At 42.7% G+C, this 13,127-nt stretch carries 15 protein-coding genes; 14 read left to right on the top strand and 1 reads right to left on the bottom strand.

Going from position 1 to position 13,127, the window contains the following annotated elements:
* Positions 1 to 70: 70 nt before the first annotated feature.
* The 12 genes from QY97_RS04495 to QY97_RS04435 all read left to right on the top strand — a co-directional run bounded on the left by QY97_RS04495 (position 71) and on the right by QY97_RS04435 (position 10,345).
* Positions 71 to 772 carry a GntR family transcriptional regulator gene (locus QY97_RS04495; RefSeq protein WP_039233291.1) on the top strand — a complete coding sequence of 234 codons (702 nt, stop codon included), beginning with the start codon at positions 71 to 73 and terminating at the stop codon, positions 770 to 772.
* Positions 773 to 937: 165 nt separating this feature from the next.
* Complete coding sequence (gene phnG, locus QY97_RS04485; protein WP_039233286.1) at positions 938 to 1,363, top strand: phosphonate C-P lyase system protein PhnG; 426 nt, start codon at positions 938 to 940, stop codon at positions 1,361 to 1,363.
* 14 nt (positions 1,364 to 1,377) lie between these two features.
* The gene (gene phnH, locus QY97_RS04480) at positions 1,378 to 1,974 is read left to right on the top strand and encodes a phosphonate C-P lyase system protein PhnH (RefSeq protein ID WP_039233280.1); all 597 of its coding nucleotides are present in this window, start codon (positions 1,378 to 1,380) and stop codon (positions 1,972 to 1,974) included.
* On the top strand, positions 1,974 to 3,110 hold the full coding sequence (locus QY97_RS04475) for a carbon-phosphorus lyase complex subunit PhnI (RefSeq protein WP_039233278.1): 1,137 nt from the start codon (positions 1,974 to 1,976) through the stop codon (positions 3,108 to 3,110). Before phnH ends, QY97_RS04475 begins: the two co-directional genes overlap by 1 nt.
* Positions 3,094 to 3,963, top strand: a complete 870-nt coding sequence (locus tag QY97_RS04470; protein WP_039233276.1) for an alpha-D-ribose 1-methylphosphonate 5-phosphate C-P-lyase PhnJ — start codon at positions 3,094 to 3,096, stop codon at positions 3,961 to 3,963. The genes QY97_RS04475 and QY97_RS04470 overlap by 17 nt, the downstream gene beginning before the upstream one ends.
* Positions 3,950 to 4,795 (top strand): ATP-binding cassette domain-containing protein, encoded by an 846-nt coding sequence (locus QY97_RS04465; protein ID WP_039233273.1) that lies wholly within the window; start codon positions 3,950 to 3,952, stop codon positions 4,793 to 4,795. The genes QY97_RS04470 and QY97_RS04465 overlap by 14 nt, the downstream gene beginning before the upstream one ends.
* Positions 4,796 to 4,822: 27 nt before the next feature.
* The gene (gene phnM, locus QY97_RS04460; RefSeq protein WP_039233270.1) at positions 4,823 to 6,001 is read left to right on the top strand and encodes a phosphonate metabolism protein PhnM; all 1,179 of its coding nucleotides are present in this window, start codon (positions 4,823 to 4,825) and stop codon (positions 5,999 to 6,001) included.
* 41 nt (positions 6,002 to 6,042) lie between these two features.
* Positions 6,043 to 6,753 carry a phosphonate C-P lyase system protein PhnL gene (locus tag QY97_RS04455; protein WP_039233267.1) on the top strand — a complete coding sequence of 237 codons (711 nt, stop codon included), beginning with the start codon at positions 6,043 to 6,045 and terminating at the stop codon, positions 6,751 to 6,753.
* A 129-nt stretch (positions 6,754 to 6,882) separates the two neighbouring features.
* The gene (gene phnD / locus QY97_RS04450) at positions 6,883 to 7,929 is read left to right on the top strand and encodes a phosphate/phosphite/phosphonate ABC transporter substrate-binding protein (RefSeq protein ID WP_039233264.1); all 1,047 of its coding nucleotides are present in this window, start codon (positions 6,883 to 6,885) and stop codon (positions 7,927 to 7,929) included.
* A 37-nt stretch (positions 7,930 to 7,966) separates the two neighbouring features.
* On the top strand, positions 7,967 to 8,755 hold the full coding sequence (phnC, locus tag QY97_RS04445; RefSeq protein WP_039233260.1) for a phosphonate ABC transporter ATP-binding protein: 789 nt from the start codon (positions 7,967 to 7,969) through the stop codon (positions 8,753 to 8,755).
* The gene (locus QY97_RS04440) at positions 8,745 to 9,530 is read left to right on the top strand and encodes an ABC transporter permease subunit (RefSeq protein WP_039233492.1); all 786 of its coding nucleotides are present in this window, start codon (positions 8,745 to 8,747) and stop codon (positions 9,528 to 9,530) included. The genes phnC and QY97_RS04440 overlap by 11 nt, the downstream gene beginning before the upstream one ends.
* A 44-nt stretch (positions 9,531 to 9,574) precedes the next feature.
* Positions 9,575 to 10,345, top strand: a complete 771-nt coding sequence (locus QY97_RS04435) for a PhnE/PtxC family ABC transporter permease (protein WP_082090130.1) — start codon at positions 9,575 to 9,577, stop codon at positions 10,343 to 10,345.
* Positions 10,346 to 10,493: 148 nt separating this feature from the next.
* On the opposite strand, the gene QY97_RS04430 is transcribed toward QY97_RS04435, so the two are convergent.
* Positions 10,494 to 11,066, bottom strand: coding sequence for a GbsR/MarR family transcriptional regulator (locus tag QY97_RS04430; protein ID WP_039233255.1), 573 nt, complete (start codon positions 11,064 to 11,066; stop codon positions 10,494 to 10,496).
* Between the two features lie 244 nt (positions 11,067 to 11,310).
* Here QY97_RS04430 and QY97_RS04425 point away from each other — a divergent pair, with 244 nt between their 5' ends.
* The gene (locus tag QY97_RS04425; RefSeq protein WP_039233251.1) at positions 11,311 to 12,465 is read left to right on the top strand and encodes a betaine/proline/choline family ABC transporter ATP-binding protein; all 1,155 of its coding nucleotides are present in this window, start codon (positions 11,311 to 11,313) and stop codon (positions 12,463 to 12,465) included.
* 11 nt (positions 12,466 to 12,476) lie between these two features.
* Positions 12,477 to 13,121 (top strand): ABC transporter permease, encoded by a 645-nt coding sequence (locus QY97_RS04420; RefSeq protein ID WP_039233248.1) that lies wholly within the window; start codon positions 12,477 to 12,479, stop codon positions 13,119 to 13,121.
* Positions 13,122 to 13,127 lie beyond the last annotated feature (6 nt).

Raw genomic sequence — 13,127 nt, 5'->3', positions numbered from 1 at the left:
TCTTCTTCGTTATTCTCATCCTAGTATCCGCTATACTACTAGTAGAAAAGAATTTGTCGGGAGGATAGGAATGACTGAGATAATAGAAGTAATTGATAAAGTAATACTGGATATCCGTTCAGGTAAATACGGCGCCAATGAAAAGCTGCCCTCGGAAAACGAACTGGCTTACACGTTTAACGTACCGAGGATGACGATCCGCAAAGCATATGAGCGTTTGCAAGAAATGGGCATGATTTATTCTAGGCAAGGAAAAGGAAGCTTTGTTAAGGACAGACGCAATCGAATTCCGCTCGTATTGTCTGGGGATGTTTCTTTTAGTGAGAAAATGCGTGAACAAGGATACCGGTTCGAATCAGTGAATATCCATTGCGCACCAATCATCTACAATGCAAAGGTTTTTCAGTTTCTAGAGGCAAAAGAAGAGGATAAAGTGTTTAAAGTAGGCCGGTTGAGATTGATAGATGAGCAGCCAGTTGCTCTTCATGTTTCTTATGTGAATCAGTCCGTTTTTCAAGATATTGAACAGGATGGTTCCTCTATCTCTTCTATGTTTGAATATTATAAAAGATATGGTTTTTCTGCTTTTACCTCTTTCTCCAGTACACTGAGCGTTACATTTCCTGCCCAATTTGAAAGGGAAGTCCTCGAATGTACAAGCTTGATTCCTCTCTTAACCGTAGAGTCCGGGTGTGTAGATCAGGAGACAGGAACCGTTTTAGAATACACGAATATCTTTTATCGAAGCGACCGCTTTATTTATGAAATTTAAACCAGGTGCAGGAGCCTCCGCCAGACGGAGGCTCCTTTATATTTTTCTTTTCCATTTACAGAGTATTTACGAAAGGTTAGAGCTTTTAACAGATACTTTACATCTGCTAACTTGGCAACAAGATAGAGTAGAAGTAAGAAAGAGCGAAGGAATGGAGGCAAATCGGTGAAGAGAAAAAGAAGAACAGAAATTTTAATTAATGGTTCAGAAAAGCTGGCAGCTAAGCTAGCTGATGAAATTATAAGCCGGTATGAAGTAATACAGGTAGAAGAACCGAATGACGGGCTTGTAATGGTGAAGGTGAGAGAATCAGCGAAGAGAAGCTTGTTTTATATAGGTGAGGTATTGGTGACTGAGTGCAAAGTCCGTATTCATGATTCTGCAGGGATTGGTATTGTTGCTGGGCATAAGGAGGAGCTTGCCTTTCACCTTGCTGTTATTGATGCAGCTTACCAAGCAAGGTTAAAAGAAACAAAAGACTGGGATAAACAGCTTTTAGAAGAAGAAAAAGCGATCAAGAGTGAACGGGTAAAGCAGATGGCTCACGTAATGAAAACAAAAGTCGACTTCGAAACGATGGACATTAGTTAAAGGAGGGAAAAAGGATGAAATTAGATTTAGTTCATGATATACAAACGGCCTATCGGAAAGTCATCGATTCCATGTCAAGACCCGGTACGGTTTCCGATATTAGCGATGAAGCGTCAAAGGTTGCTGTTCAGACAGACCGCTTTCCTTCTACAGCCATTTTAGCGTTAATGTTCCTTGATACAGAAGTAACGTTTAAAGTATTTTCCCGCCGCGAAGAGGAAGTGACGAAATGGATAAACGGCTGGACATATGCCAAAGCAGTAGAAGCGGATGAAGCTGATTTCCTGTTCGTCCTGGCTGATGCGGATGAAGTGAAAATGAAAACTGCTATTGACGCGGCTAAAGCCGGCACATTGATGAATCCTCATGAATCAGCAGTTTTGATTATGGAGACCGATGAACTGAATGCGGGCACAGAGCTTGTGTTAACAGGTCCGGGCATTCAAGAAAAACAGCTCATAAGCGTGCCGAATGCAAGTGCATGGATGAATAAACGTGAAGAGAAGAATAGTGAGTACCCTCTTGGTGTTGATTTCATCTTTACTGATGCAGAGGGATATGTATTATGCCTGCCCCGGACTACGCAAGTTAGAGAGAAGGTGATGATGTAATGGGATATGTAGCTGTAAAGGGTGGCACACGCGCCATTGAGGAGTCGATCAAGCGGCTGAAATATGAAAGGTTAAAGAATGGAACGGTTTTGGATGTAGGGCAGATAGAAGGTGGCATGAGAAGCTTGATCGATCAGGTCATGTCGGAGAGCAGCTTATATAGCCCGCTCCTTGCTTCACTGGCGATTAAACAGGCAGAGGGAAGCCCGGAGGAAGCTGTATTCCTTCTTCGCGCTTATCGATCCACATTACCGAGAAAGCATTACTCGAGAGTGGCTGAGCCGGAAAGGATGAGAGTCGAAAGAAGAATATCAGCCAGCTTCAAAGATATTCCAGGAGGCCAGGTGCTTGGAGCTACAACGGATTACACCCATCGGCTTCTTGATTTTGAACTTATGTCAGAAACGGAAGAAGCCGTGCAGCGCTGGCTTAGTGATTTTTATGAGGACAGCTTCCGTAGCGATGAAAAAGTGCCTTCCGAATATTTTCCGAAAGTCCTTGATTATTTGCGGAAAGAAGGACTGATGGAAATATGTGAGATAGATGATACAGAGCCGGATGACGTGACGAAGAAAAGCTTAAAATTCCCAAGCAGCCGCAGCCAGCGCCTGCAAATTTTAACAAGAGGGCAAACCGGAGCCGTCACTTCTTTAGCCTATGCGGTCATACGCGGCTATGGGACGCTGCATCCTACGGTTGGTGAACTGCGGGTAGGCAGCCTGCCGGTTTACATTGATGACCCAGTAAACGAGTCTCAGGAGGAAGAGGAGTCGTACTACATCGGTGACGTTAAGGTATCGGAAGCAGAGATGCTTGTTCCTGTGACCGTAGAAAAAGAGCGAGGAATAGAAGAAGTTGAGTTTGAGGTCGGTTATGGTATTTGCTACGGACAGAATGAGACAAAGGCGATCGCCATGGGCATTCTGGACAACAGCCTGGAGCAAGGTGAGGCGAGGTATCCGACACAGGACGAGGAGTTTGTGCTATATCATATCGATTCTGTTGAATCAACGGGCTTTATTTCTCATTTAAAGATGCCTCACTACGTCACGTTCCAATCAAAGTTAGACAGCGCAAGAAAAACCAAGCAAACAGAAAAAGTGAGAGAGGGGCAGAAAGATGAAATCACATTATAACTTCGCCTTTTTCGATGAAGGGTCAAAACGGGAAATCAGACGAGCTACTTTAAAAGCTATTGCTATTCCTGGTTATCAAGTGCCTTTCGCTTCGAGAGAAATGCCGATCGCAAGAGGCTGGGGGACAGGAGGTCTTCAGCTAACCTTATCTTTGATTGGAAAAGAAGATGTACTGAAGGTCATTGACCAAGGGTCTGATGAATCGGTGAATGCGGTGAATATCAAAAAGCTTGTTTCGCATACAGCTGGCATCAGGTCAACGGAGGAAACAGAGGAGGCCACCATTATTCAGTCGAGACATCGAATTCCGGAAGTTCCATTAAAGAGTGGGCAAATTCTTGTCTTGCAGGTTCCAATGCCAGAGCCGCTAAGAGTATATGAGCCAAGCGAATTAGAGACAAAGAAGCTCCACGCTGAGAAGGAATACAGCGGTGCCTGGGTGATGTTATTTGAGCACATCATGAAATACGGAACTGCTGCAACGGGAGCCGATCACCCAGTGATGGTACATAACCGTTATGTGATGGCTCCAAGCCCCATTCCCCGTTTTGATAACCCGAAAATGGATCATTCTAAAGCGTTAATATTGCTTGGGGCTGGCCGGGAGAAAAAAATATATGCTGTTCCGCCGTACACAAGGGTGAAGTCCATTGATTTCGATGATTCCCCGTTTCGAGTGGAATCGTTTGAGGATAAAAGCTGCCGTCTGTGCGGGTCAACCGGTGTATTCATGGATGAAATAGTAGATGACCAAAGCGGAGAAGCCGTTTATCAATGTAATGACACCAGTTATTGTCTCGCTCAGATGAATAAAAACATGCCGGTTGGGGGGACATCCAATGAACAAGTTTGAATATCCTGTTCTATCTATTCGAAACTTGAATAAACAGTTTGGCCCGGGATGCAACCATTGTCAGAACCAAAAAGAGAGCACCCTTATAAAAAACTATTGTCCGGTCTGTGGAACGGTTTACGCTTGCCAGGACATTAGCTTTGATTTATATCCAGGTGAGATTTTAGGAATCGTCGGAGAAAGCGGCAGCGGAAAATCAACTTTAATGAGATGTCTTTATTTCGATCAGGAAGTAACGAGCGGAGAGGCCATTTTAAGCACCTATGAACATGGAGAGAGAAATTTATTTCAGGAATCACCGCAACGAAAGAGATACATTCGAAACCACTTAATGGGGAAGGTGTACCAAAACCCTTTACTAGGTTTGAAAATGGATTTTACTTCTATCGGCAATATTGCTGAAAAATTGATTTCAGCGGGCAGCCGGAGCGTGGAAGAAATGGAAGCGAGGGGACGAGAACTGCTGGAGTACGTGAACATTCCGGCTTTCAGAATGAAAGAAGCACCAAAGAATTTCTCTGGAGGGATGCAGCAGCGTGTACAGATCGCGAAGGCACTCTCCAATCGCCCGCCCATTCTGCTGTTGGATGAGGTGACAACCGGGCTCGACCTGTCCGTTCAGGCAAGTGTATTAGATTTAATTAAGTATTTACAGAGAGAAATGAATATCAGTATGGTTGTTGTCTCTCATGATCTTGGTGTCATTCGCATGCTGGCGGACCGATCCATGGTCATGCTCGATGGAAAGGTGATTGAACAAGGGCTGACAGATCAAATTTTAGAGGATCCACAAAGCCCATACACTCAACAGCTGGTACACTCACTTCTTTAAAGATAAGAGAATAACGGAGGGACACGAATGTACTTAATTACAAATGGCCGAATCATTATGGAAGCAGCTGTGTTAGAAGGGTTTGACCTGTTGATTAAAGAGGACCGCATCGAACAAATTGCTTTTACCGGTGAAATTTCAATAGATGACCATACAGAAGTGATTGATGCGAATGGCGGTTACATTTCACCAGGGTTTATTGATCTTCATTCTGATTATATTGAGCATATGGCGGCGCCGCGCCCAACGGCATTAATGGATTTTCAGCTAAGTTTAAGAGAGGCAGAAAAAGAATTGATTTCTCATGGAATTACGACGATGTATCATTCCCTTTCTTTATTCAAATTTACAGAGTATGCTTACAAGCCAATCCGCGAGCCTGAAAATGTAAAGAAGTTTATCGATTTAATTAACAATACTCATACGAGTCAGCATTTAGTACGCCATCGTTTCCATGCAAGGTTTGAGATTGATAATTTAGAAGAAGTGGAGAATTTGAAATCATATATCGCGGAAAATAAAGTCCACCTCGTTTCATTTATGGATCATACACCTGGCCAGGGGCAATACCGTGATCTCGAAATGTACCGCGATACAGTCAAAGGATACAACAACATTAGCGACGCAGAGATTGACAGCATTATTACTCGCCATCTTACTAAAGAAAAAGTAGCAGTGGAAGGACTGGCGGAGATTGCTGTTGCAGCAAAAGAAAATAACATAGCCATTGCCTCACATGATGATGATTCCATTGAGAAGCTAGAGCTTGTCAAAGGCTTGGGTGCTGGAATCAGCGAATTCCCCATTACCATGGAAATTGCTAAAAAGGCAAAGGAGCTTGGCATGTACACAATTGCCGGTGCTCCTAACGTTCTTCTTGGCGGTTCTCACAGTGGGAATTTATCAGCGGCTGAAGCCATTCGGGAGCAGGCGATTGATGTGTTATGCAGTGATTATTACCCGGCTGCTATGCTGCATGCGATTTTTAAGTTGAATAAAGACTACGGATTGGATTTAGCGGAGATGTTCCGGCTTGTTACTATTAACCCGGCCAAAGCAGTTAAGGTCGACCATGAAATAGGCTCTATTAAAGAAGGAAAAAAAGCGGACTTGCTCATTATTGAGAAGATCCAGTCCGACTTTCCAGCAATTACGGTAGTCATGGTAGACGGAAAGATCATTCAAAAAACGAACTACCGTATGTGAATACAGCAATACGAGTGAAATCGATAAGAGAAGGTGAGCGTGTGGAAAATATATTAACGATCAAAGGCTTAGCCAAGTCTTTTACTCTTCATCATTTAAATAGGAAGATCAAGGCTATTGAACACATCAATTTATCTGTAAAAGAAGGAGAGTTTATTGGGATCACAGGGAAAAGCGGCAGCGGAAAGTCAACGATCCTAAGGTGCATTTACCGTACGTACCTGCCGGTTCAAGGTGAAATTTGGTATAGGTCAAAGAAGTTTGGGCTGATTGATTTAGCAGCTGCAACAGAACGGGAAATGGTGTATTTGCGAAAGCATGAAATTGGGTATGTTTCACAGTTTCTAAATGTAATGCCGAGAACGACTGCAAGAGAGCTTGTTCAGCAATCTATTATTGAAATGGGAGATTCTGAGGAATTTGCGGTTAAAGAGACCGGAAAAATATTAAAACATTTTGAACTGGATAGTGAACTGTGGGATAGTTATCCATCAACCTTTTCAGGCGGTGAAAAGCTGCGGTTAAATATTGCGACGGCTATGGTAAAGCGTCCGAGGTTGCTGTTGTTAGATGAGCCAACAGCAAGCCTGGATGATGCTTCGAAGCAAAAAGTAAAGGTGCTCATCGAACAGCTCATGAAGGAAGGCACAACTATGATTGGTATTTTCCATGACTTGGAGTTTATGAAGGATTTATGCCATCAGGAATATAACATTCAGCAGGGCGAGTCTTTAGTCATGACTAACTCTTAAACATTTCTTACAGTTTCTTAACAAACTTTTAAATGATTTTCATAGTACAAGGATATTCTTTTCGTATAGTAAAGATGTCTTAAAAGCAGTCATCAAAAAACTTAGGCGAAAATCAGGAGGATGTAATGAATGAAGAAGACGCTATTAGCTGCTGTATCCGCTTTGACCATTTTTGCTGTGGGGTGTTCCGCGGATCAGGAAGGAGAAGCTGCTGGTTCAAAGGGGGATGATACTCTTACTATTGCCTGGCTGCCCAATGAATCTGGTGCGGATCTAGAAGAAGCTCGCGATGAAATCGGAGAAATCATTGAAGAAAAAACAGGGAAAGAGGTAGAGCATCAGACGACGACTGATTATATTATCGCTATTGAATCTATTGCTAATGGCAATGTTGACATGGCTTTCTTAGGAGCTCAAGGCTATATTGAGGCGAATAATAAAAATGAAAAAGTCCAGCCGCTCGTTGTACCGAGTGGAGAGTCTGGCACGCTCGAGGATGCTGTTTATTACAGCTGGCTGTCAGTTAATAAAGGGGAGGAAGAAGAATATAAGAACGGTGGGGAATTCACGATCGATCAAATCGCCGGTAAGAAGTTTTCCTTCGTGTCTAACAGTTCTACTTCAGGGTTTCAAGTCCCATCCACAAGCATTGTTGATCACTTCAGTCAAACGGAAGAATACAGCGATTTAACGACTGAGGATTTGCTTGAGGGCGGAGAAGGAAAGTTTTTCAGTGAGGTTTTATTTGGCGGATCACACCAAGGGTCTGCGGTTAATCTTTTGACTGGAAAAGCAGATGTAGCAGCGTTTTGTGATACATGCGTAGAAAACTACGTAGAGTTAGCTGAAGGAGAAGAAAATAAACCTGGTGCTCTCTATAAGGTGAAAGAGAATGCAAGCGCACCATTCAGCGCACTTTCTGGAAAAGAATTCTCTATCATCTCGGCTACACCTGTGTTAAACCCACCTTTTGTTGTAAACACAGATAACGTTAGTGAGGAAGAAAGACAGGAGCTAATAGAAATATTGACTAGTGACGAAATAGCGAATAATGAGAAGGTATTCGTTCCTGAGGGTTCGGAATTTTCTGGCCTATTCTCAAAAGTATCTGGCAAGGAACGCCTTGTTGAAGTAGAGGACGCTTGGTTTGACCCGATTCGAGAATTGTCTAAGTAAGGTGCCGTGTGAAAAATAGATATAAAGGGAGTTAACAATGACAACGCTATTAGAACTTAAAAACGTATCAAAGTACTATAGTAAAGATATCGCGGCGTTATCAAATATTCACTTTTCTATAGAAGAAGGGGAATTTGTCTCCGTTATCGGTCCATCAGGGGCAGGCAAGTCTACACTTCTTCGCTGCATCAACCGAATGATTGAAGCGAGCAGCGGAGAGGTCGTCTTCAACGGGACTAACATTAGGAAACTTGGCAGGAAGGGGTTAAGAGAGACAAGAACCCAAATAGGGATGATTTTCCAACACTACAATCTAGTCACTAGATTGACTGTCATTGAAAACGTATTGCATGGCAGACTAGGATACAAGTCTGCCGTTGCAGGCATGCTGGGTATTTACAGTCAAGAGGAGAAGCAGCAAGCAATCAGACTGCTTGAAGAGCTAGGGCTTAGCCAGCACATGTATAAGCGGGTTGATCAGTTGAGCGGCGGACAAAAGCAACGTGTAGGCATTGCTCGTGCTTTAATTCAAAACCCTAAGATGCTATTGTGTGATGAGCCGATTGCTTCGCTGGATCCGGGCTCATCTAAGATCATCATGGATCATATAAAAAACATATCTGCCTCTTATAAAATTACTTGTTTAGTCAATCTGCATCAGGTCGATGTAGCATTGAAATATTCCGACCGTATCATTGGAGTAAATAAGGGCGAAGTGGTGTTTAACGGTAAGCCAAGTGAATTAACAACGGATATGATCCATAAGATTTACGGCTCAGAAACAGGTGATTTAATCTTTGAAGCGGGAGAAAGAAATGCAGGTTGATATTTTTTTAAAGAAGAAGCTTCATAATTTATCATTTATTTTGCTTCTTGGAACAGCGGTCCTTGGTGCCATTATCTTAACTGAATATGATGTCGCCAAAGGATTTTCCTCTGTTCCAGCAGCTATACAATGGGCATTAAGTAATTTCTACCCAGACAGCGAATCAATGGAGAAGTTTCCGGATATCTTTGAGAAGCTTGTTGAGACAGTGCTAATCTCTGTTGCAGCTACAACCTCTGGAGCGGCTTTGGCATTGCTGTTTGCTATTGCCGGCTCCAGCACCACACAGTTTAATCGTTTTCTCGGTCAAGTCAGCCGGACCATTGCTACTGTGTTTCGCAACATCGATATGGCAGTATGGTCGATGATATTATTGTTTTCCTTTGGGCAAAGTGCCTTTACCGGCTATTTTGCTCTATTCTTTGGTTCTTTCGGTTTTCTGACGAGAGCGTTTATCGAATCGATTGATGAAGTAGGGGATAGCTCTGTAGAAGCGTTAAGAGCAACGGGGGCGGGGTATTTTTCGATTATTTTCCAATCAGTGATACCGTCCAGTATTTCTCAAATGATCAGCTGGATACTATTTATGATTGAAACAAACATTCGCAGTGCCACGCTAATAGGTATCCTAACGGGAACAGGAATCGGCTTTGCTTTTAGCATGTATTATAAGAGTTTGGATTACAATGCTGCCAGTCTCGTTGTCCTTGTCATTGTTGCAGCGATCTTTATCATTGAATGGGTTTCAAATTATGTTAGAAGGGTGATTTTATAGTGGAGGTTAAATCGGTGAGAGTAAAGCCTTATAACAAAGCTTTTATGGTGATACACGGGACGCTGCTGTCACTTGTTCTGTTAACCGTATATGGATTTTACAGCTTTGACTACAAGGATGTTAATTTTGTTGAAGCATCTATTCAAACTCTGCAAAATGTCAAAATGATGTTTATAGAACCCCATTTTAGTCACTTTACTTTTCAAGAAGCTCTCTACCAGGTGGCCATCACTCTTGGTCTTGCCTTTCTGACAACTGTATTTGGAGCAGCTATAGCCTTGTTTCTTGGTATATTCGCAGCACAAAACTTAACGAATAAAGCAGTATCAGCTGTCATTAAGGGGGTTGTTGCTTTTATCCGATCTGTTCCGACCGTTCTATGGGTATTAATCTTCGCTGTAGCTGCCGGTCTTGGAAGTGTGGCTGCAGTTATTGGAATGACCTTCCATTCAGTCGGGTATTTAATTAAAGCATACTCTGAAGCATTCGAGGAAGTGGATAAGGGGATGATTGATGCGCTTAAAGCAAGCGGGGCAGGCTGGTGGCAAATTATCTTCCAGGCAGTTCTTCCTTCCACAGCTACATATTTAGTATCATGGACATTTCTAAGATTTGAAATTAATTTTGCTGTAGCTGTGGCGATGGGCGCTGCTGCAGGCGCAGGCGGCATTGGTTTTGAGATGTTCATGGCAAGCGGTTTCTACTATGACATTCAAGAAGTAGGAATGATCACGTACTTTATTCTCATATTTGCTATTTTACTAGAATTAGTCGCTACGAGGGTAAAGAAGAATTTAAAGACAGCTGAAGTGTAAATTTTCTTAGAGAAAGAGACTATAATTTGTTCACAAAAGAGGTTCGGCTGCTTCCATTCCGAACCTCTTTTTTTAATGTCTCAAGGACTTTATCCGAATTTAGCGGCAGCACCATATGTGAGGTGGTGGTATCTAGGTGTGTCCTCCGTTATTTTGTTTTTTTCTTTGGTTCAACAGGGACATATTTAAGAACATCTCCGCTTTCAAAAAAACCTGCCAGCTGCTCTATCCATTTGTAGTAAGCCGCCCACTCTGCTAATTGCTGTTCCAGCTTATCTATTCTTTCCTGAATTTCCTCAGAAGGAGCTTCCGTATATTCTGCTCTTAATTCAGCCAGCTTACTGCTTAAGCGTCTAGCCAGCTGGGCATTCTTCATTGCTGCTTCTTTCCAATTAGCTGTAAAAATGGAGAGGAAGGCTTGAATGTAATCCCCTTCTATTTTGTAATATTCCTTCCGGCTGCCTCTTACAAATTCTTTTTCAGCGATGTTTAAAGCAAGCATCTCGCGCATCACCTGGCTCATGCGTGTCTTGCTCATGCCGGTTTCCTCCGCTAATTCATCAAGTGTCATTGGCTCCTCTTTAAAGTGAAGGATGCCGAACAGAAGACCGATTGTGGGAGAAACCCCGAAGGTTTTCATATTATCAGCCATGCGCTCAAACATTTGAGTCTCCGCTCGTTCAATTTCCCTGTTGATCGACTGTTCTGAAAAATTCCCCATATACTCCCTCCTAATTTTTTACATAAGTATTGTATCATTTCCATAAAGAAAAACAAAAAGACGAATCATGCATTATACGGGAGTATTATGGAGGAAAACTAAGATAAAGGCAATATAAACTTTATAAAATAAATATTGTACGTATTTTTCAAAGTTTATGCTTAATTATGTCGTTTTTATTATTCGAAATAGTTCTTTATACTTAATAAGGGTTTGACAAAAAAGTGGAATAGGGGGGTTTGGATTGTTAGAGTTTAAAAATGTAACGAAGAGATATAACAGCGGAAGACCAGCTGTGAATAATTTAAACCTAAAAATTGAAAAAGGTGAGTTCGTCTGTTTCATCGGTCCGAGTGGCTGTGGAAAGACGACAACAATGAAAATGGTGAACCGGCTGATTGATGTAACGGAAGGAACGATTCTGGTAGATGGAAAGGACATTAATAAGCAAAATCCAGTGGAACTGCGTCGCTCCATCGGTTATGTTATCCAGCAAATCGGCTTGATGCCGCACATGACGATTAAAGAGAACATTGTGCTTGTTGGCACGCTTTTGAAATGGCGGAAAGAAAAGAAGGATCAGCGGGCTCGTGAATTAATTAAGCTTGTTGATCTTCCTGATGAATACTTAGATAAGTATCCTCACGAGCTGAGTGGCGGACAACAGCAAAGAATTGGTGTATTGAGAGCGCTTGCAGCCAACCCGCCATTAATTCTAATGGACGAGCCGTTCGGAGCACTCGATCCAATTACACGTGATTCATTGCAGGACGAATTTAAGAAGCTGCAGAGAGAGTTAGGCAAAACCATCATCTTTGTTACTCATGATATGGATGAAGCGCTAAAGCTGGGAGACCGAATCGTTATTATGCGCAATGGTGAAATTGTTCAAGCAGATACACCGGATGAGATTCTGCGCAACCCGGCAGATGAATTCGTCGAAGAGTTTATTGGAAAAGAGCGATTAATTCAAGGACGCCCGGATGTTGTAACGGTGGAACAGATTATGAGCGGTTCGCCGATTACGGTGCAAATGGATGAAACGTTGAAGAATGCGATTTCTATTATGAAGGATAATCGGGTGGATTCTCTTCTCGTAGTTGATTCTATCAACAGGCTAAGAGGTTTTATTGATATTGAGATTATTAATGCCCATTACAAAAAGGCTAAAACCGTAGACGAAGTAATGGAGAAAAAAGTGTTCTCCGTTTCAAAAGAGAGTCTTCTGCGCGATACTGTGCACAAGATTTTACGTCGCGGCGTAAAGTATGTTCCTGTCGTGGATGAGGACCAGAAGCTTGCCGGCATCGTGACACGGGCAACGCTGGCGAATGTCGTTTATGATGCGATCTGGGGGGACGGCATCGAAATTGAGGAAGCAGAGACTTTGAATGAATAGGGGGGAGAGACATGAATGAATTTCTTGCTTCACATGGCACAGAACTGCTCGTGAAGACATGGGAGCATTTATATATTTCACTGGCAGCGGCCTTGCTTGGGGTGATAGTCGCTGTTCCGCTTGGTGTGCTGCTTTCACGCATTCCCCGCGCAGCTGACCGGTTCATTTCGTTTGTGGGGGTGCTTCAAACCATCCCAAGCTTGGCTATTCTTGCCTTCTTTATCCCAATCTTAGGTGTAGGGAAAACACCGGCTATTATTGCTCTATTTTTCTATTCCTTGCTGCCTATTTTGCGAAACACGTATACAGGGATTTGCAACGTGAGCCAAGGCGTGCGGGAAGCGGGGAGAGGTATGGGCATGAATGCCTGGCAATCGATTTTTAAAATTGAATTGCCTTTGGCTTTACCGGTGATTATGGCGGGAATCCGCTTATCGACTGTTTATTTAATTGGATGGGCAACATTGGCTGCTTTTATCGGCGGCGGTGGATTAGGTGACTTTATTTTTGATGGTTTGAATCTTTATCAGCCTGAGCTGATTATTGCCGGAACGATTCCAGCAACGATTATGGCGTTGCTGGCAGACAGAGCACTGGCTCTTTTTGAAAAGAAATTAACGCCAAAAGGCTTTAAAGAAACATATCAAACAACGTAACGGAGG

Source organism: Bacillus thermotolerans (assembly GCF_000812025.2).
GTDB lineage: Bacteria > Bacillota > Bacilli > Bacillales > Domibacillaceae > Quasibacillus > Quasibacillus thermotolerans.
Note: the sequence above shows the minus strand (reverse complement) of the source record. Positions and strands in the feature narration are given on the sequence as shown.

Excerpts from the sequence above, each read along its gene's own strand:
- QY97_RS04435 (WP_082090130.1), top strand. The coding sequence starts at position 9,575 with ATGGTGATACACGGGACGCTGCTGTCACTTGTTCTGTTAACCGTATAT.
- phnD (WP_039233264.1), top strand. The coding sequence starts at position 6,883 with ATGAAGAAGACGCTATTAGCTGCTGTATCCGCTTTGACCATTTTTGCT.
- phnC (WP_039233260.1), top strand. The coding sequence starts at position 7,967 with ATGACAACGCTATTAGAACTTAAAAACGTATCAAAGTACTATAGTAAA.
- QY97_RS04475 (WP_039233278.1), top strand. The coding sequence starts at position 1,974 with ATGGGATATGTAGCTGTAAAGGGTGGCACACGCGCCATTGAGGAGTCG.
- phnM (WP_039233270.1), top strand. The coding sequence starts at position 4,823 with ATGTACTTAATTACAAATGGCCGAATCATTATGGAAGCAGCTGTGTTA.
- QY97_RS04495 (WP_039233291.1), top strand. The coding sequence starts at position 71 with ATGACTGAGATAATAGAAGTAATTGATAAAGTAATACTGGATATCCGT.
- QY97_RS04440 (WP_039233492.1), top strand. The coding sequence starts at position 8,745 with ATGCAGGTTGATATTTTTTTAAAGAAGAAGCTTCATAATTTATCATTT.
- QY97_RS04470 (WP_039233276.1), top strand. The coding sequence starts at position 3,094 with ATGAAATCACATTATAACTTCGCCTTTTTCGATGAAGGGTCAAAACGG.
- phnH (WP_039233280.1), top strand. The coding sequence starts at position 1,378 with ATGAAATTAGATTTAGTTCATGATATACAAACGGCCTATCGGAAAGTC.
- QY97_RS04420 (WP_039233248.1), top strand. The coding sequence starts at position 12,477 with ATGAATGAATTTCTTGCTTCACATGGCACAGAACTGCTCGTGAAGACA.
- QY97_RS04465 (WP_039233273.1), top strand. The coding sequence starts at position 3,950 with ATGAACAAGTTTGAATATCCTGTTCTATCTATTCGAAACTTGAATAAA.
- QY97_RS04430 (WP_039233255.1), bottom strand. The coding sequence starts at position 11,066 with ATGGGGAATTTTTCAGAACAGTCGATCAACAGGGAAATTGAACGAGCG.